This window comes from Mesorhizobium alhagi CCNWXJ12-2, from assembly GCF_000236565.1.
In the GTDB taxonomy this organism is placed as follows: Bacteria; Pseudomonadota; Alphaproteobacteria; order Rhizobiales; family Rhizobiaceae; genus Allomesorhizobium; species Allomesorhizobium alhagi.
This window is the reverse complement of the sequence record NZ_AHAM01000139.1, coordinates 1-21,814: the sequence shown is the minus strand read 5'-3', so window position 1 is coordinate 21,814 and position 21,814 is coordinate 1. Positions and strand designations below refer to the sequence as shown.

The window sequence follows — 21,814 nt, the reverse complement described above, 5'->3', positions numbered from 1 at the left end:
GGCCCCCGCCACAGTTTGCGAAGCCAGCCTCGCCAGTGGCTGCGAGACGGAGCGCATGGCCGGGTGGGATATGAGCGTGGCGACGAGCGGCATGGAAAGATCCGGTGGCGGCAGCGAAGGGCGGCTGAAGAATGCCGTTCTGATAGCCGGGCCGACGGCCAGCGGCAAGTCGGCTCTGGCGCTGGAGATCGCCGAGCGCAGGGGCGGCGCGATCGTCAACACCGATTCCATGCAGGGATATTCGATCCTCAATGTGCTGACGGCTCGGCCGACCGCCGAAGAAATGGCGCGGGCGCCGCACCATCTCTACGGCCATATCCATCCGGGCACGGCCTATTCGACGGGAGCATGGCTGCGCGACGTGATGCGGCTGATGGCCGAGGATGCCTTCAAGGACAGGATTCCGGTGTTCGTCGGCGGCACCGGGCTTTATTTCCGGGCGCTGGTTGAAGGAATCTCCGAGATGCCGGAGATCCCGAAATCCGTGCGCGACCGCTGGCGCTATCATCTGAACGAAGACGGGCCGGAGCGGCTGCACCGGATACTCGCGCGGGAAGATCCGGAAGCAGCGCAACTTTTGCGGCCGAGCGATGGGCAGCGCATCGCACGGGCGCTGGAGGTGCTCGAAGCGTCCGGACGCTCGATCCTGAAGTGGCAGGCCGAAAAGGGAAAGCCGCTGATCGACCGCTACAGCGCCGAGTTCCTGGTGATCGAGCCGGAGCGGGCGGCGCTGGTGGCGCGCATCGACAGCCGCTTCGATCGAATGCTGGAGGCCGGCGCGCTGGACGAGGTGCGCGCTCTGCTGGCGCTGAAGCTCGATCCGGCACTGCCGGCCATGAAGGCGATCGGCGTGCGCGAACTGGCTGCCGCGGATGCCGGCGAGTTGTCGTTTCCGGAGGCGATAGCGCGCGCCAAAATTGCAACCCGGCAATACGCCAAACGGCAGTCAACCTGGTTCCGCAACCAGCTCGGCCCGGAATGGCAGCGGATCAACAGTAGTTGACGTCGAAAGCTAGGCTCCAGCGATCATTAATTAGCAAATGCGCAAGTTCACGTTAACGTTAGTTTCGCGCTGAAGTTGCTTTCGTTAACTGTCCGTAAGGCCGCCCGTGACATAAGAGAAAGCCAAGGCCGCCTAACGGGGAGCAAATGCGGTTCCACAAGTCCGAATCTGCGTTTTTTGTGTTCATCGCAGTCATACTTGCGGCCGGACTCGTGATCTTTCACGCCTATGACGTGCTGAGCGACAGCACCGACGCCCTGTACCAGCCGGAACGTATGGCAGGCTTCGCCTATCTGGCAAAGCTCCTGTTCGCCACGGGTGTGCTGCTTGCCACCGCACTGGTGTTCGGCGTCTTCTTCATCTTTCCGCTGATCCGAACGCAGGTGAAGGAAGAAGGCAAACTCAGGGCAATGACCGTCTCGCTCAGCGCGCGCTCCGAAACGCTGGAGCACGCGGCGCTGACCGATGGCCTGACCGGCATGCAGAACCGGCGCTACTTCGACGATGCGCTGAAGGAGTATCTCGACGAGTTCCGCCGCATCGACAAACCGGTCGGGCTGATGATCTTCGACCTCGACCATTTCAAGCAGGTCAACGACACGCATGGCCATGATGTCGGCGACGAGGTGCTGCGGGCCGTCGCCGGCTGCCTCAAGGACATGACGCGCTACCACGACGTGGTGGCGCGGCTGGGCGGCGAGGAATTCGCGGTGGTGGCCCCGAACATGGATCACGACCTCCTGGTCAAGCTCGCCGAGCGCATCCGCAAGGGCATCGCCGCCATGCCGATCCTGTCGGGCAATGTGAGGCTCAAGATCACAGCTAGCGTCGGCCTGGCGGTATGGGATCGCAAGGAAAGCGCGGAGGACTTCTTCCGGCGCGCCGACAAGCAGCTCTACGAGGCCAAGCGGCAAGGGCGCAATCGCGTCAGCGCCTGATCGCCCTACCGAAACTCTACTCCGGCGGCCATCTGCTGGCGTTTTCTGCGCTTCCGTTGCTCACGGACTTAAATGTCCGCTCCGCTACGGTTCTCGAAAACACCATCATATGACTCGCCGGAGCGAGTTTCGAAACGGGCTCCGCAGTGCTGGAAGTTTTATTGACCAACCTAAAAGTTTAATCCGATCGCGGGCGCAGGCCGAATGTGCTCGGCTTCAGGCCGAAGCTTACATCGAGATCCTCCGGGGCGGGCGGCGGCGCGGTCTCGGCCGCCGGCTTGCGATAGCCGGAATCGCCGGCCTGGCGCTGCATGTCCACGGGCTCGGCGAAACCGAGATTCTGCTGCGGCTTCGGCACGTTTCTCAGGCGCTCTACGATGGTGACGAGGTCGACATCCTCGCCATTGCCGGTCGCTGCGTCCACCGCGTGGCGCTTGCCCGCGCCGGGTATCAGGTTCGAGGCAAGCCGCTCGAATTTCAGCCGCATAGTGGTCGCCACGCCCTCGCCGAAGGCGATGGCCTCGCGCTGACCCATCGAGGATAGGAACGACAGGGTGGAGGCCGACGAGTCGGCGATGGCCGAACGGATGATTGCCTGATCCTGCTCGTTGGCAAGGCGCATGGCGAAAACCGTCGAACATTGCGACAGGATAGTCGGGTCGAGTTCGCCCGGCCGCTGGGTGACGACGCCGAGATAGCAGCCATATTTGCGGCCCTCCTTGGCGATGCGCGACAGAGCGTGCCGGGTAGGCGCGAAGCCGAGGCGCGGATCGGAAGGCATATAGCGATGCGCCTCCTCGCACAGCACCAGGAGCTTGAGCTTGCCTTCGCTCCACAGGGCGAGGTCGAAGGCCAGCCGCGCCAGCACCGAGCAGACCGAATTGACCACTTCGGAGGGCATTCCGGCCATTTCGAAACAGGTGATCGGCCGGCCGCCATGCGGAATGCGGAAGATGTTGCCGATGGTCTGGTGCAGCGTGTCCTCGATCAGCCGCGAGGCGAACATGAAGCGGTAGCGTGGGTCGCTGATGGCCGATTCGATACGCGTCTTCAGCGAGCGGTAGGTGGGGCGGTAATCCTTGCTCTCCAGCAGCCCCATGCGCTCGTCGATCTGCTTGATGAGGTCGGCGATCCTGTAGGGTACCGGCGTGTCGGCCGTCATGGAATCGCCGCCGCGGCGGATGAAGGTTCCCGCGCCCGGATTGCGGTAGAGATTCTTGGCGGCGGGGATCAAGTCGCGCAGAACATCGAGTTCCTCGGGCACGATCTCGCGTCCGCGAAACAACACTTCGGCGAATTCCTCCAGCCGGAAAAGCCAGAAGGGCAGGTCGAGCGTCGAGGTGTCGACCTTGAGGCTGTTGTCGGGCAGGGCTGCGGCGAATTCGTTGTGCGGATCGAGGACAAGCACCCTGAGATCCGGCCTGGCCTCGATCGATTTGCGCAGCAGCAGCGATACGGCTGTCGATTTGCCAACGCCGGTGGTGCCGACCACCGCGAAATGGCGGGCCAGCGTGTCGTCGATGGCGATGCAGGCGTCGATCGTCTCGTCCTGCGACAATGTCCCGATGTTCACGGAATGGCGTCCGGCGAGATCGTAGACCGCCTGCAGGTCGCGGTTGCGGATGCGGTGCGCGACCGCGCCGATATGGGGATAGGTGGTGATGCCGCGGTCGAAGACCGGCTTGGCCGGAGCGACGCTGTCGCGGACCTCGCCGATCAGTTCGACGCTGACCTCGATGGCATTTTGCTCATGGCTGTGCCATGTGCCGTCGGCCTTGCCGATGGCATAGACGAGCCCGACAGTGCGCGACGAGCCGAGATTGATCGAGATCATCTTGCCGACCGTCCACAGGCCGGTGACGTCGCCTTCACCGGTATCGGCGAATGCGCTTATCGTGGCGCGGGCGCCGTCGCACTGCACGACATGGCCGAGGATTCGCGCATCGCTCTGCGCGGCGTCGCGGCGTTCCTGCGACGTCGCTTCACCGGCGGATTTTTCCCGCTCTACGAACATTCAGGTACACCCGCTCCCGCTTCCCGTTGGATCGCGACACTAGCGAAGCGGGGTTAAGGCCGCGTCATAGGGCATGGTTTACAAGCGGTTAGGACACTCGCTGCAATTGGAGCAAGCGGGACTTTACGCCACGTGCTTATCCTCTATATTGGTCAAATGAATGATATAGGAGATGACCTTTCCCAAGGGATAGCCCGTCGCATTCGCGCCGAGCGCACACAGCGGGAGTGGTCGCTGGCCGAACTTTCCGAACGCTCCGGCGTCTCCAAGGCGATGCTCAGCGCCATCGAGCGGAACGGGACAAGTCCAACCGCTGCCCTACTGGTGCGCGTCGCATCGGCGTTCGGAATGACGCTGTCATCGCTGATCGCGCGAGCCGAACTGCGCGGAGGAAGTATCCTGCGGGAGAAGGACCAGCCGGTCTGGCGGGATCCCGGGACAGGCTATATCCGCCGCCACCTTTCGCCGGCATCCGACATGCCGCTGGAATTGATCAGGGTCGAAATGCCCGCCGGCGCGAAGGTCAGCCTGCCGGCGTCGTCCTATGCGTTCATCAGGCAGCAGATATGGCTGATGGAAGGACGCCTGGAATTCACGGAAGGCGACGTCGTCCACGTCATGGAGGCGGGCGACTGCCTGGCGCTCGGCCCGCCCGCCGATTGCACCTTTTATGCGCCGGGGCCTGCTGCCGCGATCTATCTCGTCGCGCTGATGCGGGGCAGCCAATGATTCGGCGTCTTCCGCGCAATCACAATGGCGGCCCACCGCTCGACGACTATGAAGGACCGCCCTGGGGCAAGGGCGACGCGTTCGTCTATCTCTGCTGGGAAGCCGCCCGCAAGACGGCCTGGAAGGCGCCGAGCCAGCAGGTGATGCTGATGCGGCTGGAGCGGGCGGAGAGGATCGGCCTCACCTACGAGGAGTACACGCTGGAAATCCTCGAACGGGGTCGGCACTTGAGCGAAGCGGATGGAGCGCGTGTCGTCGAGATCAGGGCAGGCCGCCGCAGAAGGCGGCGCTGAGCGGGAAGATTTTCCAGCCTATGCCGGCGCGTATCGCAATAGCACTACATCATTCGGAAGGCGTTCCGTCCCGAGCGGCTTCAAGTTGAGCGGCGCGCCGTGTGCGAAGTACGGTTTGCCGCCGCCGACCACCGAGGGATAGACGAAGAGCTGGTATTCGTCGATCAGGCCCCAGCGGCCGAAGCTGGCCGCCAGCTCGGCGCCGCAAACCGAAATGTCGCCATCGGTTTGGGCCTTGAGCGCCCTTGCCGCGGCTTCGACGTCGCCGCCGACGAGCCGGGCGTTCGGCCCTGCCTCCTGCAATGTCGTCGACACGACAACCTTCGGCGTCTGCTGCCATAGCTGGGCGAACTTGCGTTCAAACGCCTTTATGGACGGATCGCGGTCGTAGGTGTCCCAGACGCGCATCACCTCGTACATGCGCCGGCCATAGATATCGAGGGCCAAGTTGCGCTGCATCTCGTTGAAGTAGAGGTGCAGTTCCTCGTCCGGTCCCGACCATCGAGAGTCGACGCCTTCCGGCGCTTCGATGTAGCCGTCCAGCGACGTCAGCAGTCCGTAGATCATCTTGCCCATCAAGGCCTCCATCAGATTGCATTTTACAACCGGTTTTAAACCTAAATCAGATTGCCGGCGAATGCAACCCGCTGCCTCGACAGATAGAATGTCGTTGACAGGCGTGCGGAACGGCACTTATTGTCCGCCACCATGAAGATGACAGTCATTCTCGTAGTAGGAAGGCGCGTGGGCAAGGCGGTGTAACCGCCGGGCGGAAAGCTCCCATGCGCTAAACACAGGCTCCCTCGGGGGCCTTTTTTATTGGCCGAAACAAGACTAAACGACCAGCAATCGCCCCCGCAGGCGGCAAGAAACGGAACAGATCGATGAGCAACCGACAGGACGAAACCGGACGGCGAGAAATGACAGGCGCCGAAATGGTCGTGCAGGCGCTGAAGGACAATGGCATCAAGCATCTCTTCGGCTATCCCGGCGGCGCGGTTCTGCCCATCTACGACGAACTTTTTCAGCAGGACGAAGTGCAGCATATCCTGGTGCGCCACGAACAGGGCGCGGGCCATGCGGCCGAGGGCTATGCGCGCTCGACCGGAAAGCCGGGCGTGATGCTGGTGACTTCCGGGCCCGGGGCGACCAATGCGGTGACGCCGCTGCAGGACGCGCTGATGGATTCGATCCCGCTGGTCTGCATCACCGGCCAGGTTCCGACCTCGCTGATCGGCTCCGACGCGTTCCAGGAATGCGACACGATCGGCATCACGCGGCCCTGCACCAAGCACAATTGGCTGGTGAAGGACGTCAACGAACTGGCGGGCATTTTGCACGAGGCGTTTCATGTCGCCACGACCGGCCGGCCCGGGCCGGTGGTCGTCGACGTGCCGAAGGACGTCCAGTTCGCCAAGGGCATGTACACGCCGCCGCAGACGGCTCCACGCACCAGCTATCAGCCGAAGGTCCAGGGCGACCTCGACAAGATCAAGGCGGCGGTCGCGCTGATGGCCGAGGCGAAAAAGCCGATCATCTATTCCGGCGGAGGCGTCATCAACTCAGGCGCGGAAGCCAGCCACCTCCTGCGCGAGCTGGTCGACCTGACCGGTTTTCCGATCACTTCGACGCTGATGGGGCTCGGCGCCTATCCGGCGAGCGGCAAGAACTGGATGGGCATGCTCGGCATGCACGGCACCTATGAAGCCAACATGGCCATGCACGATTGCGACGTGATGATCTGCATCGGCGCGCGCTTCGACGACCGCATCACCGGGCGGCTCAACGCGTTTTCGCCCAATTCGAAGAAGATCCACATCGATATCGATCCGTCCTCGATCAACAAGAACGTCCGCGCCGACGTGCCGATCATCGGCGATGTCGGCCGCGTGCTGGAGGATATGGTGCGGCTGTGGCGCGCGACCGCCAAGGCCGACAAGAAGGCGCTCTACCCCTGGTGGGAGCAGATCGCTCGGTGGCGCGCCCGCGATTCATTGGCCTTCCGGCCGAATGACGAGGTGATCATGCCGCAATATGCGGTGCAGCGGCTCTACGAGCTGACCAAGCACCTCGACACCTACATCACTACGGAAGTGGGCCAGCACCAGATGTGGGCCGCGCAGCACTTCCATTTCGAGAAGCCGAACCGCTGGATGACTTCGGGCGGGCTCGGAACGATGGGCTACGGCCTGCCGGCGGCGCTGGGCGTGCAAATCGCGCATCCGGACAGCCTCGTCATCGACATTGCCGGCGACGCTTCGGTGCAGATGACGATCCAGGAGATGAGCTGCGCGGTTCAGTACGAAGCGCCGATAAAGATCTTCATCCTGAACAACCAGTATATGGGTATGGTGCGGCAGTGGCAGCAGCTTCTGCACGGCAACCGGCTGTCGCATTCCTACACGGAGGCGATGCCGGATTTCGTCAAGCTCGCCGAAGCCTATGGCGGCCATGGCATACGCTGCGAAAAGCCGGGCGACCTCGACGATGCGATCAAGGAAATGATCTCGGTGAAGAAGCCGGTGATCTTCGATTGCCGGGTGGCCGCGCTCGCCAACTGCTTCCCGATGATACCGTCTGGCAAGGCGCATAACGAGATGCTGCTGCCCGACGAGGCGACGGACGAGGCGGTGGCGAATGCGATCGATGCGAGGGGCAGGGAACTGGTGTAAGTTGAAGTAAGACGCAGTAAGGCGTATATGTCTTACCCTATCTTACTTGGAGTGCAACGATGAACGCGCGGGTCAGGATTTCGAGCAAGGGGCAATTGGTGCTGCCGAAGGCGGTGAGGGATCAGTTCGGACTTGTCGCAGGTTCGGAGGTGAACATCGAGAGCACCGGCAGCTCCATCGTCTTGACGCCGCTCCGCAGAAAGGTGCGTAGGAAGTATACGGTCGACGAAGTAGCTGGCATGCTGAAATATGACGGGCCGCCTGTTTCGGTCCGGGATATGGATCGAGCTGTGGAAGAAGAATTCAGGCGCCAGTGGCATGCCAAAGGCGCTTGATACAAACATCGTTGTCCGGCTGTTCGTTGACGATGGGTCAAAGGAGGTACCGATCGCAAGAGCGGTATTCGAGCGCGAAATCATCGAGATATCGCTGACCGTCATCCTCGAATGCGAGTGGGTCCTGCGCTCTGTTTACAAGTTTAAGCCTCCTGCCGTCTGTGAAGCGCTGACCGCACTTCTGGGCTTGGAAAATGTCTTCGTGCAAAAGGAGGAGATAGTTGCAGAGGCGATAGAGGCACATCGCATAGGCGTCGAATTCGCCGATGCGATTCACCTGCTCAATGTCGACAAGTCTGACGAACTGCTCACCTTTGACGATATTTTCGAAAAGCGCGCAAAACGCATGCACTACCCAATCCCCGTTCGAATTCCCACGCTTACCGCTTGAGAAAGAAATCCATGAGCGCCCACCTTCAACCCACCGGCTCGGCCTATTTCATCGCCAAGGAGACCGAACGGCCGGAAATCCACACGCTGTCGGTGCTGGTCGACAATGAGCCGGGCGTGCTTGCGCGGGTCATCGGCCTGTTTTCCGGCCGCGGCTACAACATCGAAAGCCTCACCGTTTCGGAAACCGAACATGAAAAGCACCTGTCGCGCATAACCATCGTGACCCGCGGCACGCCGCATGTGCTGGAGCAGATCAAGCACCAGCTCGAGCGCATCGTTCCGGTGCATCGTGTGGTCGACCTGTCGGTGCGCGCCGGCGAACTCGGCCAGGATAAGCCGCTGGCGCGAGAACTGGCGCTGGTAAAGGTTTCCGGCACCGGCGACGCTCGGGTCGAGGCGCTGCGGCTCGCCGAAGCGTTCCGCGCCAATGTCATCGACGCCAATACCGAGCATTTCATCTTCGAGATCACCGGCAAGGTATCGAAAATCGAGCAGTTCATCGCCATCATGCAGCCGCTCGGTCTGGTTGAGGTCTGTCGCACCGGTGTGGCGGCAATGAACCGCGGCCCGCAGGGGATGTGACGTTGGTTGAAGACCAGCGTCCGTTGATGTATATACGTGGGATATACGTCAAGAGGATATGACTATGACCGTGCTGCAAGTTGGCAAATGGGGCAACAGTTCCGGGATCCGACTTTCGAAAGCGGTGCTCGATGAACTCGGCATCAAGCAGGGCGACACCGTGCAACTGACCGTCAAGGACGGTAAGGCAATCATCGAGCCGGCGAAGCCGAAGAAGTTCACACTGGAGTGGATCATTTCGGAGATGAAGCGGCTCGGGCCGGAGAATGCTCCCGAGACTGTCGAGTGGGTTCCTATCCCCGAGGAGGCTATCGATGATGAGTATTCCCGAGGCGAAATAATGCTCGATGACATCCTTAAACGCGGGTGACATTGTCTGGGCCGACTTCGATCCGGTTCCCGGAACCGAGCAGGGCGGCCGTCGGCCCGCAATCGTTCTCACCAGTTCCGGTTTTCACGAACTGGATGAGCGATCAATCGTCTGTCCGATAACGCGCAACATGAATCCCTGGCCCACCAAAGTTTTGTTGCCTGACGGTATGCAGACCAGCGGAGCAGTCCTTTGCGACCAGATACGAAACTTCCACCGCAAGGGACGAGGCGTCCGCTTCATCGAACACGCACCGGACGAGGTTCTTGCCGATATCCGGGCGATTGTCGCTTCGATTCTTGGCATAAGCGCCTGATCGCCATGGCCGCTGCGTCTACGAAGGAAATCAGCCATTAATAGGTCAATATTGCTGACCTATGAATGAATAGATTCATGTCTCCCGAAGCTTTTCTCGCCCTGCTGGTCTTCGCCTTCGTCACTTCGGTGACGCCGGGGCCGAACAATTTCATGCTACTGGCGTCGGGCGTGAATTTCGGGTTCTGGCGCACGGTGCCGCATATGTTCGGCATCGCCGCCGGCTTCGCCACGCTGCTTTTCGGGGTCGGTTTGGGCTTGGGCGCGGTGCTGAATGCCTATCCGGCGCTCGATCTTGCGCTGAAAATCGCCGGCGGCGCATATGCTCCATCTCGCCTGGAAGACCGCCATGTCGCGATCGATGGCGGCGAAGGGCGAGGCGAAGGCCGTGCCGATGACCTTCCTGCAAGCCGCCGCCTTCCAGTGGGTCAATCCCAAGGCCTGGATAATGGCGGTGACGGCGATCGCCATCTACACAAACCCGCAGGCGCCGTTTCTTTCCATGCTGCTGATCACCGTCGCGTTCGCCGTGGTCAATCTGCCGTCGGTGTCGGTCTGGGCCGGCTTCGGCACGGCGCTGCGCGGCTTTCTGGCCGACTCGGCACGGCTGAAATGGTTCAACATCGCCATGGGCGTGCTCCTTGCCGCAACGCTGTGGCCGATGCTTCTGTGAGGCCTGCCTGCTTGCGCGCTTCGGCGGCGCGGCCTAGATTCCGCCGTATGCCCCATGATCACGACCACCATCACGACAACGAACTCGACCCCATGGCCGCCCGGGTCAAGGCGCTGGAGACGATCCTGACCCAGAAGGGGCTGATCGACCCGGCGGCGATCGACGCGATCGTCGAGACCTACGAGACCAAGGTCGGCCCGCGCAATGGCGCCAAGGTCGTAGCCAAGGCCTGGAGTGATCCGGCTTACGCCGAGTGGCTGAAGAAGGATGCGACCGCCGCCATCGCCTCGCTCGGCTTCACCGGCCGGCAGGGCGAGCACATGCAGTCGGTGTTCAACACTCCCGACACGCACAATCTCGTCGTCTGCACGCTGTGCTCCTGCTATCCCTGGTCGGTGCTCGGCCTGCCGCCCGTCTGGTACAAGTCACCGCCTTATCGCTCGAAGGCGGTGATCGACCCGCGCGGCGTGCTTTCCGAATTCGGGGTGAGCCTGCCGGCGGAGACAAAGATCCGCGTCTGGGATTCGACCGCCGAACTCCGCTACCTCGTGGTGCCGTTGCGGCCGAAGGGGACGGAAGGCTGGAGCGAGGAAAGATTGGCCGAACTGGTGACGCGCGATTCGATGATCGGCACCGGTCTGGCGCTGGAGCCACAAGCCGCATGAACGGGCCGCACGATCTCGGCGGGCAGATGGGTTTCGGGCCGGTGGCGCCCGAGAAAGACGAGCCGTATTTCCACGCTGAATGGGAAAAGCGGGCGCTTGGCGTGACGCTGACGGCCGGTGCGATGGGCCAGTGGACAATCGACGAGAGCCGCCACGCGCGCGAATGCTTGCATCCGGCCGATTATTGTTCGTCGAGCTATTACGAGATCTGGATCAAGGCGCTGGAGACGCTGCTCAAGCGCCATGGTTTCGTCAGCGCTCGCGATCTCGCCGAGGGCAGGGCGGTCGACAGCGCGCCGCAGCCCAAGCGCGTGCTGAAAGCGGAGAACGTCCCCGCTGTGCTGGCGAAGGGCGGGCCGTGCGATCGGCCGGTCGACGCACCTGCCCGGTTCAAGGTGGGCGACCGGGTGCGGACGAAGAATTTTCACCCGACCGGCCACACGAGGCTGCCGCGATATGCGCGTGACAGGAATGGCGTGGTCGAGGCGGTGCGCGACGGTTTTGTCTTTCCCGACACGAATGCCCACGGAAAGGGCGAGAACCCGCAGTGGGTCTATGCGGTCGTGTTTTCCGCCGCGGAGATCTGGGGCGAGGGCGCCGACCCGACGCTGACGGTCTCGATCGACGCGTGGGAGAGCTATCTTGAGCCGGCGTGACGCCGGCTCCGGGCCGTCGAAGACAACCGGCGAACCCGCCAATGGCGCGCTTCCGAAGGACAGCCCGGTTTTTACCGAACCCTGGCAGGCTGAAGCCTTCGCCATGGTGGTCGCGCTCCACGAGCGCGGGCTGTTTTCGTGGAGCGAATGGGCGGACGCGCTTTCGGCCGAAGTGAAGAAGCCGGGCGCGGCGGTAGACGGCAGCGATTACTACGCATGCTGGCTAGAGGCATTGGAAAAACTGCTTGCCGTAAAAGGCGTTGCCGGCGGAAATGAAATCGATGCGCTTGCCGCCGCCTGGCATCGCGCTGCGCATGCGACGCCGCATGGCAAGCCGATCCTGCTGGAGAACGATCCGGGGCGGTGTTCCTGACGCGGGCTCTTCCGCCCGGCCTGCGAATTGATCGTCAAGCCAGCATTGCTGCTGCGTCGGGTACCGGCAGCCCTCGGCCCCGCCGCGCGACGAGGCAGTCGCCGCCGCCCGGCACGCAGGCGCGGCAGACGTCCGGGCGAATGTCATAGATCAAGCAGGACGTCGATTTGCCGACCTTGCCGACAAGCGCCGAGCAGCGCGCGCCATCGCAGCGCATGCCGCTTTCGTCGCGGGACACATGCTCGGCAGGAATGCGGTCGAGTTGGGAATCGGCTTCGGTGGAAAACCTCGGCCATGCCGACGAGTGGGAGCAGCACGCGCCGCAGGCGTTGCAGTCGAAGCTGTCGCTCACGAGCGGCTCGGGGGTCAAGCGCGTGCGCTGCCGGTCGCCGGGAAAGAAATCCGGCTCAGGTCGCGGGGCCTGCAAGGTGCTATTTCCTGCGCCGTTTGCGCGACGGCGCGGGCTGGGCGTTGAACAGGTCTGCATCGGTCGTCGAGGGAACTGGCGTTTCGCCTGTAGCACCGGCCGAGCCTTCGCTTCCGGGCGATTCCACACCGGCCACCGGTCTTGTGGACTTGGCCGGGGATGAGGGCACAGTAGCAGATCCCTTGGCGGCAAACTTTATGGCCATGGCCTATCCTGACGATCAGTCGCGCGGGTTGCGGAGGCGGCCGATCAGCGCTGAAACGGCCGTAATGTTCATTTCCTCGGGGGACCAGTTTCTAGCCTCCTCGATATGCCTGGGAGCGAGTTCGCGATGCGTGCTGCCGCTATAGGCCGCGTCCGGATGGACCGAAGTCTGTTTGGTCTTGGGATCGAGAAGCGCATATTCGATCAGGTAATTCGGGCATTCGACCCGGCCGCGCACGCCGATCCGCACCTGGGCGTCGCCATGGGCGCGCCGGCAGCGCTCGAGCTTCTCGAGAATGCGCCGGACATATTCCACCGGATTGTCGAGCGTCTGCGCGACATCGGCTATGGTGGAATCCGCGGCCATCGACACCAGAACCGCGCGCCTCGCCATTAGCGCTTGCTCTTGGATTTGGGGGCGGGGGCGGCGCGAAGCTCGTCAGCTTCCTTCTCCAGGCGAAGTTCTCTCAGGCGCGCGGTTTTTGCTTCGCGCGCCTGGCTGACGGCGTCGTGCTCCGAAATGATCCGGTTCAGCGCCATGGACTGCGTCTGCGTCTTGCTGAAGAACGTTTCGGCCTGGTCGCGGGATTTCTTCGAATTCGCGGTCACGTTGATATCCATCTGTCAAAAAGAAAAAGGCCAGGCAAAATGCCCGGCCTTCCTGCGCCATTCACCTCTCGACGATGCCAGTACATCCGTGGTCATCGGTGAGGCGAATGCCGATTTATGCAGCTGTAAGCTGGTCGGCCGACATTTTGCCTGACTTGGCGTCGCGCACCATCTCGTAGCCGAGCTTCTGGCCTTCCGCGATATCGCGCATTCCAGCGCGCTCGACAGCCGAGATGTGGACGAATACGTCCTGGCCGCCATCGTCAGGCTGAATAAAGCCGAAGCCTTTTGTTGCGTTGAACCATTTAACTGTGCCGGTGCTCATGATGAACCCTTTCCATAGAAATATTAGTTTACCGCCGTGCGAATGCAAACGGCCGTTTGTCTCGATGTTTGAAGGGAGAGGTTCGCCAAGGGCGCGCCGGGCGCGCAGATAAACAAAATTCAGACAAGCAAATATCGATTGAGTATATGTAATCTTCTTAATCGCAGATGTCAACTTTTGGTTTTTCCGGCATTCCGGTTCGCCCGCCAGTTGCGTTCGAAAATATGCGCCGCCTGAAGCCGCAAGTCCCCCGAAGGGCCAAATCACTTGCCCTTCGCCGCCGAATCCTGTCAGTCAACCGGATGGAATTTTCACCCCAGCAGGATGACGCGCTGAAGGCGGTGGCGCGATGGCTGAGGTCGGGCAGGCCGCAGGTCTTCCGGCTGTTCGGCTATGCCGGCACCGGCAAGACGACGCTGGCGCGCTATTTCGCCGAGCATGTCGACGGGCAGGTGCAGTTCGCGGCCTTCACCGGCAAGGCGGCACAGGTGCTGCGCTCCAAGGGCGCGGTCAACGCCCGCACCATCCACTCGCTGATCTACCGGCCGCGCGGCGAGGAGGCGGTCGCGGACGAGACGACCGGCAAGACCTCGATGTCGCCGACATTTGCGCTCAACCGGCAGAGCCCGATTTCCAAGGCGGCGCTGGTGATCATCGACGAATGCTCGATGGTCGACGAACAGCTCGGCCGCGACCTGCTGTCGTTCGGCACGCCGGTTCTGGTGCTTGGGGACCCGGCGCAATTGCCGCCGATTTCGGGCGGCGGTTTCTTCACCGAGCATGAGCCCGACATTCTCCTGACCGAAATCCACCGGCAGGCGCGCGACAACCCGATCATCCGGCTGGCGCTCGACGTGCGCGAGGGCCGTGAATTCATGCGCGGCGACTACGGCACGGCGAAAGTGATCGGCAAGGAAGAGGTGACGCAGGAACTGGTGCTCGCAGCTGACCAGGTGCTGGTCGGCACTAACCGCACGCGGAAGCGCTACAACCACCGGCTTCGCGAACTGAAGGGATTCACGGCGAGCTACCCGCAGGCCGGCGACAAGCTGGTCTGCCTGCGCAACGATCCGGCGAAAGGCCTGCTCAACGGCTCGCTGTGGAAGGTGATGACCTCGTCGCGTGAGACGGTGAAGCCGGGCATCAACCTTTTGGTTTCGCCGGAGGAGGACGATCCCGATCGCGGCGTCGCCAAGATCAAGCTGCTCAAGGCGGCTTTCGAGGATCCGGACGCGGACATTCCGTGGACCCAGAAGAAGCGCTTCGACGATTTCGACTACGGCTATGCGCTGACCGTGCACAAGGCGCAGGGCTCGCAATGGAACGATATCGTGCTGTTCGACGAAAGCTACGCGTTCAAGGACACCCGCCAGCGCTGGCTCTATACGGCGATCACCAGGGCGGCGCAGACGCTGACGATCGTTCGCTGATAATGCCTTACTCGACGGGCCTCGCATCAAGCCACTCCCATGCCGCCACTTCCTCGTCGGCGTCGAAATAGCGGGTTTCGATGGAGGTGAGCGGGCCGAATATGCCGATGACGGTGCGCAACCATGCCGGCCCGCCGACCACGGCATATTTGCGAATATGGCGTAGCGCGCGGGTCTTGCCGCGGATCGTCGTATCGGTGAAGGCGGAACTCCAATCGAAGCCGTCATAGCGGGAGATGCGGACGAGAACGTCGATCTTGTCGTGCACGGCGTATGCCCCCTCGAGCAGGCCGTAGGCGTTTTCCAGATCGGCCGCAGTGAAATGGCCGACGATGTCCAGCGCACACAAATCCTCGCGGTTGGTGTCGATGCGGCGAATGGCCGGCACGGGGTCGAGCGGATGCATGCGGCGTCCTTTCGAGGGGAAGTCTCTTTCCTGGAACACATGAATGGCCGTGTCAGTTCCAGCCGGAGCGGCTATAGAGACGTTGCAACAATTTCGAGACGCCCCATGTCCGCAAAACTTTCCGTAAATCTGAATGCCATCGCCATGCTGCGCAACCGGCGCGACCTGCCTTGGCCGAGCGTCAGCGGGCTGGGGCGCATCGCGCTCGCCGCGGGCGCGCATGGGCTGACGGTGCACCCGCGGCCCGACCAGCGCCACACGCGCTATTCCGATCTGCCGGAACTGCGCGCGCTGATCGACGACGAGTTCCCGCAGGCGGAGTTCAACATTGAAGGCTACCCCGCGGAAGAGTTCCTGGACCTGGTGGAAAAAAACCAGCCGGAGCAGGTGACGCTGGTGCCGGACGACCCGGCGCAGGCGACGTCCGACCACGGCTGGGATTTTGCTGCGAACGCCGCCTTCTTGGCGCCCATAGTCAAAAGATTGAAGAAGGGCGGCTTCCGGGTATCGCTGTTCGCGAATCCCGACCCGGTCGGCTTTGACGTTGCGCGTGACATGGGAGCCGACCGCATCGAACTCTACACCGGCCCCTATGGCAGTTGCCATGCGGATTCAGAAAAGGCCCGCAAGGAATTGGAAAGATTGGGCAAAGCTGCGGATGCTGCTTTTGCCGTCGGGCTCGACGTCAATGCCGGGCACGATCTCGTGGTCAGCAATCTGCCGGCGCTCGCCAAGTGTATTCCGCAACTGGCCGAAGTGTCGATCGGCCACGGTCTGACGGCGGATGCGCTGGAGTACGGGATGGCGGAGACGGTACGACGATTCCTGAAGGCCTGCGGCTGGTAGTCATTGGGGGCCGGCAGACTATATTTTCTCTGAGCGCAAACACGGAGGAGGCCATGGCTGTTGCGGTCCGCTATATCGTGAACGATGTCGAGCAGGCGATCGGATTTTATCGCGACATGCTTGGCTTCACGGTTAATTTTCATCCCGCCCCCGGCTTTGCCGCGCTTTCGCACGGTGATCTCAGACTGCTTCTGAACCGGCCGGGAGCCGGAGGTGCGGGTCAGGCGATGCCGGAGGGTGCAGCGCCTGCGCCGGGCGGCTGGAACCGTTTCCAGGTCGAATGCGCCGATCTGGAAGCGATGGTCGCGGATTTGCGGGCGAAGGGATGCCGTTTCCGCAGCGACATCATCCAGGGCAATGGCGGCAAGCAGATCCTGCTCGACGATCCGTCGGGCAACGCCATCGAGCTTTTCGAGCCGGCACCGCGCTGACCGTCGCAACGGCGCTTGCGTTGCGGGGAAATATGCTGCATAGAGCCGAACCGTAACGTACGGTACGGCATACTTATCGTCTGCCGAACGCAGGGCAGGACATGCAGGCAAGCCTTGAAATTGATGGCGGCGAGGAACTGACCGAGCGTCAGAAAGACGTTCTGAACGCGGCTCTGCGCCTTCTCGTCGAGGAAGGCGACCGGCTGACCATGACGGCCGTCGCGCGCCGTGCCAGCTGTTCCAAGGAAACGCTCTACAAATGGTTCGGCGACCGCGACGGGCTGCTCACTGCGACGGTGCAGTGGCAGGCGTCGAAGGTGCGCGTCGCGCCAATCGATCGCGCCCGCATCGACCTGCCGTCGCTGACGGCGAGCCTGGAAGGTTTCGCCTCCGACTGGCTGAGCGTGATCTCGTCGGAAACCTCGATTGCGCTCAACCGGGTGGCGATCGCCCGCGCCGGATCGGATGGCCACGGGCTCGGCGCAATCGTGCTCGAAAATGGCCGCATGGCGCTGGCGCGGCGGCTGAAACCGGTGCTGGAAGCCGCGCGCGACAAGGGTCTGCTCGCATTCGACGACGCCGAAACGGCTTTCCGGAGCTTTTTCGGGCTGGTCGCGCGCGACGTGCAGATCCGGCTGCTGCTCGGCGACGGTCTGAAATTGACCGAGGCGCAGATCGGCCGCGACGCGGCGCTGGCGACGCGGCAGTTTCTCGCGCTTTATGGGGCAAACGACAATCGCGATGAGGGACGCAGGCGCAAGCCGCCCTCATCCTGAGGTGCGAGCGCAGCGAGCCTCGAAGGACGCACCATTCGACTTCAACCAAACTCAAAGGAAGGAAACAACATGCGCGTTTATTACGATCGTGACGCCGATCTCAATCTGATCAAGGGCAAGAAGGTCGCCATCATCGGCTATGGCAGCCAGGGCAGGGCGCATGCGCTCAACCTCAAGGATTCCGGCGCCAAGGAGCTTGCGGTCGGCCTGAAGGCAGGCTCGGCAACCGCCAAGAAGGTCGAGGCCGACGGCCTGAAGGTGATGAGCGTGGCGGAAGCCGCGAAGTGGGCCGACCTGATGATGATGGCGACGCCCGACGAGCTGCAGGCCGACATCTATCGTGACGAGATCGCCCCCAACATCCGCGACGGCGCGGCGATTGCGTTTGCGCATGGCCTCAACGTGCATTTCGGCCTGATCGAGCCGAAGAAGACGGTCGACGTTCTGATGGTTGCGCCGAAGGGCCCCGGTCACACCGTGCGCGGCGAATACCAGAAAGGCGGCGGCGTGCCGTGTCTGGTCGCCGTTCATCAGGACGCTTCGGGCAATGCGCTGGAACTCGGCCTCAGCTACGCCTGCGGCGTCGGCGGCGGCCGTTCCGGCATCATCGAGACCAACTTCAAGGAAGAGTGTGAGACCGATCTTTTCGGCGAGCAGGTGGTTTTGTGCGGCGGTCTCGTCGAACTGATCCGCGCTGGGTTCGAGACGCTGGTGGAAGCGGGCTATGCGCCGGAAATGGCCTATTTCGAGTGCCTGCACGAGGTGAAGCTGATCGTCGACCTGATCTACGAAGGCGGCATCGCCAACATGAACTACTCGATCTCCAACACCGCCGAATGGGGCGAGTACGTCTCTGGGCCGCGCATCATCACCGCCGAGACCAAGGCCGAGATGAAGCGCGTGCTGAACGACATCCAGACCGGCAAGTTCACCTCGGAGTGGATGCAGGAATACCGTTCGGGCGCCGCCCGCTTCAAGGGTATCCGCCGCATGAACGACAGCCACCAGATCGAGGAAGTCGGCGAGAAGCTGCGCGCCATGATGCCGTGGATCTCCAAGAACAAGCTGGTCGACAAGGCCAAGAACTGACGATCGGCATTCCGGTCTCCGCGCATCCCGATGGGCTTGTGCGGAGACTTGGCCCAAGCGGCGCAGGGTCGTTAGGCAGGACTGCACGTCTGCCTAACGACTGCCTGTATCATTCCAGGACGGTCCGGCTGGCACGCAATTCGCATCGCCCATCCTATTAACCGAGGAGGTGTGCGATGAACCCGATCACCGAGAAATCCATTGGCGTCGACGGGAGGGTCTTCTCCGAGCGCAGGGCGGCGCTGCGCCGCCGCGTGCTGAAGGGCGCGACACTGACCTTCAACAGAGGCTTCAGCGCTTTTGAATGCGTCGTTCGCAACCAGTCGGCAGAGGGCGCGCTGCTGTCCCTTGCCGAGACATTTTCGCTTCCAGCGCAGTTCGAGGTGCTGATCTCCGGCGAGGAAACGCTGCGGACGGCGCGGGTGCGCTGGCGGTCGATGAATGCGGTTGGCGTGAAATTCGAATAGGAACCAAGACGGCGCCTGCGAAGGCGCCGTTTGATTTGCCGGACGTCAGGGCGTCTCAGCTATAGGGCGACCAGCACTGCCGGCGCGGGCCGTTATAGGGCTGGAAAGTATTGTCGTAGGCCCTGTAGGACCGGTAGCGGCTGTAGCACCATTGCACGTGGGCGCTCCCACCGCCGCGATATACCCGGCGCGGCGCATAGTACCTCGGAGCATAGTAGCGCGGCGCGTAGCGGTACGCCGGAATCGAGAAGTCGAGGTGGATGCTCGGCCCCCGATCGTAGCGCCGCCAGTTCCGCCGGAAATGGCGGCGGTCGCGCCAGCGGTCGCCGTCCCGCCAGTGGCGCCGGGAACGCCAGCGATCGCCGTCACCCCGGTGTCGCCGCCAGTACCGGCCGCCATCCTGAATCAGTGTTATTCCCGCGTCAGCCTGCGGCGATGGCTGAACCGCCGGATTGAGCCCGGCGACGATCGGAACCGCGAAGGCCGGTGCTGAAATGCCTGCTGCGAGGCCGAGCGCGATCAGGCCCGAGCGAAGCAAGGACGAAAGTTTCGGTGTCATTGTCTGTCTCCAGAAACAAAAACGGTCGGCCCCAGCCCATTGTTCGAAGGAGTGATGGCACATTGCCGTTCGACGGATGAACGGGGGATGAACGGATCGGTTCCGGCCACGCTGTCAGCCGCCACAGCCCTTGTCATTGTCCCGCCAAGCGGGCAAAGCTCGCGCCATGTCGCTGCGCCTCGCCACCTTCAACGTCGAGAACCTGATGAACAGGTTCGATTATTCGGGCTTCCGCAACCAGTTGCATCAGGACCGGACGCTGTCTCTGTTCCATATCAAGGACGAGGCCGAATACCGGCTGCTCGAACAGGGCCGCGCTATCGCGCATGCCGACGATATGCGCCAGCTGACGGCGCTGGCGATCGCCGAAACCCGCGCCGACATTCTGTGCCTGCAGGAGGTCGACAATATCGAAGCGCTGAAGGCCTTCGAATACGGCTATCTGTTCAAGATGGTCGGGCATGGCTACCGCCACAAATACACCAGCACCGGCAATGATTCGCGCGGCATCGACGTGGCGGTGATGATGCGCGAGGAAACCGAGGACGGCCAGCCGATCGAGTTCGTGCGCATGACCAGCCATGCCCACATCACCTTCGAGGAACTCGGCCTGCACAATCCGCAACTTTCGGAACTCGGCAACGAAGCCCACGAAAGAATATTCCGGCGCGACTGCCTGGAGATCGACGTCAAGGTCGGCGGAAGGCCGCTGACGATCTATTCCGTGCATTTCAAATCGATGGGTTCGGCGCGCAACGGCGTTCCCGGCCGCGATTCATCGATGCCGATCCGCGTGGCCGAAGCCACGGCGGTACGGCGGATCATCGAAAAGCGCTTCGGCAAGGATCATACCGGCAATCGCCACTGGGCCATTTGCGGCGATCTCAATGATTACCGCCAGCGCGTGGTGATCGGCGGGAGCGACCATGGCGGCGGCTATGAATTCGAGGTCGTCGACGAGACCGTGGAAACGAGCGTGGACGTGCTCGTGGCCGACGGCTTTGCCGAGAATGTCGTCGAAAGGCGGCCTGAACTGGACCGCTGGACGCTTTATCACACGCGCGGACCCGAGGAGCGGCATCTCTGCCAGCTCGACTACATCCTGCTGTCGCCGGCGCTGGCGCGGCGCAATTCCCGCGCAATTCCTGAAATCATTCGCGGCGGCCAGCCTTACCGGACCATCTTCCCGCCCGGCCAGGAGACCGGCCGCTACCCACGCACCGGCTGGGACCGGCCAAAGGCGTCCGACCATTGCCCGGTCGTCGTGACCCTGAACATCGCCTGAGCGGAGCGGGCCAGTGACTTTCGATATTCCGAGCAATCTTATCGTTCCGGTCGAAGTGGTCGACGTCAGGCTCGATCCCGAGCCGCATCCCTTCGAGGTGGCCAATGCGGCGGCGATCGAGGAGAATTGGCGCGTGGAGACGCAGGCCAACCCGTCCTTGTTCGACGGCACTGTCGTGCTTCTGTCGCGCCTCGCCTATGATGGTGGGCGCTTCGAGGGCCGCTGTCATGCCGTTCGCTACGCGACTTTCATGCATTGGCGGCGCGAACGCACCAACACCGCGGCGGGACATGTGTTTGCGCACGCCATGCTGGTCTCGCGCGACAATGCGCTGGTCGCCATCCGGATGGCGACCAACACCGTCAATGCCGGCCGCGTCTATTTCGCTGCCGGATCCTTCGAGCCGGTGGATTTCGCCGACGGCGCGGCCGATGTCGATTTCAACATGATCCGCGAGGTGGCCGAGGAAACCGGCCTGGACATCTCGTCTGTTCCGCGCGGCGAGCGCTATTATGCGCTGTCGACCGAGCGTGGCACCGTGCTCTTCCGCCGCTATTTTCTGGAAGAAAATGCCGACGAGATCGCCCGGCGCATCGAGGCGTTCGTGGCCGGCGAGATGGATCCGGAGATCAGCGGGCCGGTGATCATACGCTGCGCCGATGACCTGCCCGGCGGGCTGATGCCGCACATGAAGCCGCTCATCGAATGGCATTTTGCGAAGTGAGGCTGAATGCTACCCGGTCTGCAGCACGCCGGTCGACCCGAGCGCCGAACTTCGGCTTAAGAATACGGAGTTTCCGCTTCTGGCCGGTTGACAAGCCGGGCCGTGCCGGACCCTCATGCGTTATGAAATTCTTCTTGTCCGCAGGCCATGCCGTATAAGGGGATTCCACCAGATTTGCTCATCTTGTGAGGCACGATTGCGATGCAGGGACGCCGATATGTGGTT

29 protein-coding genes and 1 pseudogene are annotated in these 21,814 nt (G+C 62.5%); 22 read left to right on the top strand and 8 right to left on the bottom strand.

Translation table 11 applies throughout. The features are described 5' to 3' along the window. Positions 1-70 precede the first annotated feature (70 nt). Positions 71-1,003: a tRNA (adenosine(37)-N6)-dimethylallyltransferase MiaA gene (gene miaA / locus MAXJ12_RS16335; RefSeq protein ID WP_008837026.1), complete on the top strand. Its 933-nt coding sequence runs from the start codon at positions 71-73 to the stop codon at positions 1,001-1,003. A gap of 146 nt (positions 1,004-1,149) precedes the next feature. Then, positions 1,150-1,941: a GGDEF domain-containing protein gene (locus MAXJ12_RS16330; protein ID WP_008837025.1), complete on the top strand. Its 792-nt coding sequence runs from the start codon at positions 1,150-1,152 to the stop codon at positions 1,939-1,941. A gap of 178 nt (positions 1,942-2,119) precedes the next feature. On the opposite strand, the gene MAXJ12_RS16325 is transcribed toward MAXJ12_RS16330, so the two are convergent. Beyond that, positions 2,120-3,955 carry an ATP-binding protein gene (locus MAXJ12_RS16325; RefSeq protein ID WP_008837024.1) on the bottom strand — a complete coding sequence of 612 codons (1,836 nt, stop codon included), beginning with the start codon at positions 3,953-3,955 and terminating at the stop codon, positions 2,120-2,122. Positions 3,956-4,111: 156 nt separating this feature from the next. Here MAXJ12_RS16325 and MAXJ12_RS16320 point away from each other — a divergent pair, with 156 nt between their 5' ends. Together MAXJ12_RS16320 and MAXJ12_RS16315 are read left to right on the top strand one after the other, a co-directional pair. Then, a complete protein-coding gene (locus tag MAXJ12_RS16320) occupies positions 4,112-4,684 on the top strand; it encodes a helix-turn-helix domain-containing protein (protein WP_040586509.1) in 573 nt (190 codons plus the stop codon). Continuing rightward, a complete protein-coding gene (locus MAXJ12_RS16315; protein ID WP_008837022.1) occupies positions 4,681-4,977 on the top strand; it encodes a hypothetical protein in 297 nt (98 codons plus the stop codon). Before MAXJ12_RS16320 ends, MAXJ12_RS16315 begins: the two co-directional genes overlap by 4 nt. Before the next feature lie 18 nt (positions 4,978-4,995). Here the strand turns inward: MAXJ12_RS16315 and MAXJ12_RS16310 are convergent, their stop codons facing one another. Then, positions 4,996-5,670, bottom strand: a complete 675-nt coding sequence (locus MAXJ12_RS16310) for a dihydrofolate reductase family protein (protein WP_244421503.1) — start codon at positions 5,668-5,670, stop codon at positions 4,996-4,998. A gap of 191 nt (positions 5,671-5,861) precedes the next feature. On the opposite strand from MAXJ12_RS16310, the gene MAXJ12_RS16305 reads away from it, so the two are divergent. The 10 genes and pseudogenes from MAXJ12_RS16305 (at position 5,862) to MAXJ12_RS16260 (ending at position 12,011) form a co-directional block, all read left to right on the top strand. Continuing rightward, a complete protein-coding gene (locus MAXJ12_RS16305; protein WP_085983964.1) occupies positions 5,862-7,649 on the top strand; it encodes an acetolactate synthase 3 large subunit in 1,788 nt (595 codons plus the stop codon). Positions 7,650-7,708: 59 nt separating this feature from the next. Beyond that, on the top strand, positions 7,709-7,984 hold the full coding sequence (locus MAXJ12_RS16300) for an AbrB/MazE/SpoVT family DNA-binding domain-containing protein (protein WP_008837019.1): 276 nt from the start codon (positions 7,709-7,711) through the stop codon (positions 7,982-7,984). Continuing rightward, positions 7,968-8,375 (top strand): type II toxin-antitoxin system VapC family toxin, encoded by a 408-nt coding sequence (locus MAXJ12_RS16295; protein WP_008837018.1) that lies wholly within the window; start codon positions 7,968-7,970, stop codon positions 8,373-8,375. The genes MAXJ12_RS16300 and MAXJ12_RS16295 overlap by 17 nt, the downstream gene beginning before the upstream one ends. Positions 8,376-8,386: 11 nt before the next feature. Continuing rightward, complete coding sequence (ilvN, locus tag MAXJ12_RS16290; RefSeq protein WP_008837017.1) at positions 8,387-8,959, top strand: acetolactate synthase small subunit; 573 nt, start codon at positions 8,387-8,389, stop codon at positions 8,957-8,959. A 64-nt stretch (positions 8,960-9,023) separates the two neighbouring features. Next, a complete protein-coding gene (locus MAXJ12_RS16285) occupies positions 9,024-9,329 on the top strand; it encodes an AbrB/MazE/SpoVT family DNA-binding domain-containing protein (protein WP_008837016.1) in 306 nt (101 codons plus the stop codon). Next, complete coding sequence (locus MAXJ12_RS16280; protein WP_008837015.1) at positions 9,307-9,645, top strand: type II toxin-antitoxin system PemK/MazF family toxin; 339 nt, start codon at positions 9,307-9,309, stop codon at positions 9,643-9,645. The genes MAXJ12_RS16285 and MAXJ12_RS16280 overlap by 23 nt, the downstream gene beginning before the upstream one ends. Positions 9,646-9,722: 77 nt before the next feature. After that, positions 9,723-10,317: pseudogene (locus MAXJ12_RS16275) on the top strand (LysE family translocator). A 47-nt stretch (positions 10,318-10,364) separates the two neighbouring features. Continuing rightward, the gene (nthA, locus tag MAXJ12_RS16270; protein WP_008837012.1) at positions 10,365-10,982 is read left to right on the top strand and encodes a nitrile hydratase subunit alpha; all 618 of its coding nucleotides are present in this window, start codon (positions 10,365-10,367) and stop codon (positions 10,980-10,982) included. Then, positions 10,979-11,638: a nitrile hydratase subunit beta gene (gene nthB / locus MAXJ12_RS16265; RefSeq protein WP_008837011.1), complete on the top strand. Its 660-nt coding sequence runs from the start codon at positions 10,979-10,981 to the stop codon at positions 11,636-11,638. The genes nthA and nthB overlap by 4 nt, the downstream gene beginning before the upstream one ends. Continuing rightward, positions 11,625-12,011 (top strand): nitrile hydratase accessory protein, encoded by a 387-nt coding sequence (locus MAXJ12_RS16260; protein WP_008837010.1) that lies wholly within the window; start codon positions 11,625-11,627, stop codon positions 12,009-12,011. The genes nthB and MAXJ12_RS16260 overlap by 14 nt, the downstream gene beginning before the upstream one ends. A gap of 34 nt (positions 12,012-12,045) precedes the next feature. On the opposite strand, the gene MAXJ12_RS16255 is transcribed toward MAXJ12_RS16260, so the two are convergent. From MAXJ12_RS16255 to MAXJ12_RS39855, 4 genes are all read right to left on the bottom strand, one after another. Then, positions 12,046-12,363 (bottom strand): YkgJ family cysteine cluster protein, encoded by a 318-nt coding sequence (locus MAXJ12_RS16255; protein ID WP_040586503.1) that lies wholly within the window; start codon positions 12,361-12,363, stop codon positions 12,046-12,048. A gap of 295 nt (positions 12,364-12,658) precedes the next feature. Then, entirely contained in the window at positions 12,659-13,036 is a 378-nt protein-coding gene (locus MAXJ12_RS16250; protein WP_008837008.1) for a hypothetical protein, read from the bottom strand. Continuing rightward, entirely contained in the window at positions 13,036-13,251 is a 216-nt protein-coding gene (locus tag MAXJ12_RS16245) for a hypothetical protein (protein WP_040586500.1), read from the bottom strand. The genes MAXJ12_RS16250 and MAXJ12_RS16245 overlap by 1 nt, the downstream gene beginning before the upstream one ends. A 115-nt stretch (positions 13,252-13,366) precedes the next feature. After that, positions 13,367-13,576, bottom strand: coding sequence for a cold-shock protein (locus MAXJ12_RS39855; protein WP_008837006.1), 210 nt, complete (start codon positions 13,574-13,576; stop codon positions 13,367-13,369). Positions 13,577-13,878: 302 nt separating this feature from the next. Here MAXJ12_RS39855 and MAXJ12_RS16235 point away from each other — a divergent pair, with 302 nt between their 5' ends. Further along, positions 13,879-15,006: an ATP-dependent DNA helicase gene (locus tag MAXJ12_RS16235; protein ID WP_008837005.1), complete on the top strand. Its 1,128-nt coding sequence runs from the start codon at positions 13,879-13,881 to the stop codon at positions 15,004-15,006. Positions 15,007-15,013: 7 nt separating this feature from the next. On the opposite strand, the gene MAXJ12_RS16230 is transcribed toward MAXJ12_RS16235, so the two are convergent. Next, positions 15,014-15,412, bottom strand: a complete 399-nt coding sequence (locus MAXJ12_RS16230) for a SpoIIAA family protein (protein ID WP_008837004.1) — start codon at positions 15,410-15,412, stop codon at positions 15,014-15,016. A 105-nt stretch (positions 15,413-15,517) separates the two neighbouring features. Here MAXJ12_RS16230 and MAXJ12_RS16225 point away from each other — a divergent pair, with 105 nt between their 5' ends. The 5 genes from MAXJ12_RS16225 to MAXJ12_RS16205 all read left to right on the top strand — a co-directional run bounded on the left by MAXJ12_RS16225 (position 15,518) and on the right by MAXJ12_RS16205 (position 19,021). Then, the gene (locus MAXJ12_RS16225; protein ID WP_008837003.1) at positions 15,518-16,258 is read left to right on the top strand and encodes a pyridoxine 5'-phosphate synthase; all 741 of its coding nucleotides are present in this window, start codon (positions 15,518-15,520) and stop codon (positions 16,256-16,258) included. A gap of 53 nt (positions 16,259-16,311) precedes the next feature. Further along, complete coding sequence (locus tag MAXJ12_RS16220; RefSeq protein WP_008837002.1) at positions 16,312-16,689, top strand: VOC family protein; 378 nt, start codon at positions 16,312-16,314, stop codon at positions 16,687-16,689. Between the two features lie 101 nt (positions 16,690-16,790). Next, entirely contained in the window at positions 16,791-17,465 is a 675-nt protein-coding gene (locus MAXJ12_RS16215; protein WP_008837001.1) for a TetR/AcrR family transcriptional regulator, read from the top strand. Positions 17,466-17,534: 69 nt separating this feature from the next. Continuing rightward, entirely contained in the window at positions 17,535-18,554 is a 1,020-nt protein-coding gene (gene ilvC, locus MAXJ12_RS16210; RefSeq protein WP_008837000.1) for a ketol-acid reductoisomerase, read from the top strand. 176 nt (positions 18,555-18,730) lie between these two features. Continuing rightward, positions 18,731-19,021, top strand: coding sequence for a PilZ domain-containing protein (locus MAXJ12_RS16205; RefSeq protein WP_008836999.1), 291 nt, complete (start codon positions 18,731-18,733; stop codon positions 19,019-19,021). 55 nt (positions 19,022-19,076) lie between these two features. Here the strand turns inward: MAXJ12_RS16205 and MAXJ12_RS16200 are convergent, their stop codons facing one another. Continuing rightward, positions 19,077-19,580: a BA14K family protein gene (locus MAXJ12_RS16200; protein ID WP_008836998.1), complete on the bottom strand. Its 504-nt coding sequence runs from the start codon at positions 19,578-19,580 to the stop codon at positions 19,077-19,079. A 166-nt stretch (positions 19,581-19,746) separates the two neighbouring features. Between MAXJ12_RS16200 and MAXJ12_RS16195 the strand changes: the two genes are divergently transcribed. Both MAXJ12_RS16195 and MAXJ12_RS16190 read left to right on the top strand, forming a co-directional pair. Beyond that, complete coding sequence (locus MAXJ12_RS16195) at positions 19,747-20,865, top strand: endonuclease/exonuclease/phosphatase family protein (protein WP_008836997.1); 1,119 nt, start codon at positions 19,747-19,749, stop codon at positions 20,863-20,865. Between the two features lie 13 nt (positions 20,866-20,878). Then, positions 20,879-21,589, top strand: a complete 711-nt coding sequence (locus MAXJ12_RS16190; protein WP_008836996.1) for an NUDIX hydrolase — start codon at positions 20,879-20,881, stop codon at positions 21,587-21,589. The last annotated feature ends 225 nt before the right edge of the window (positions 21,590-21,814 follow it).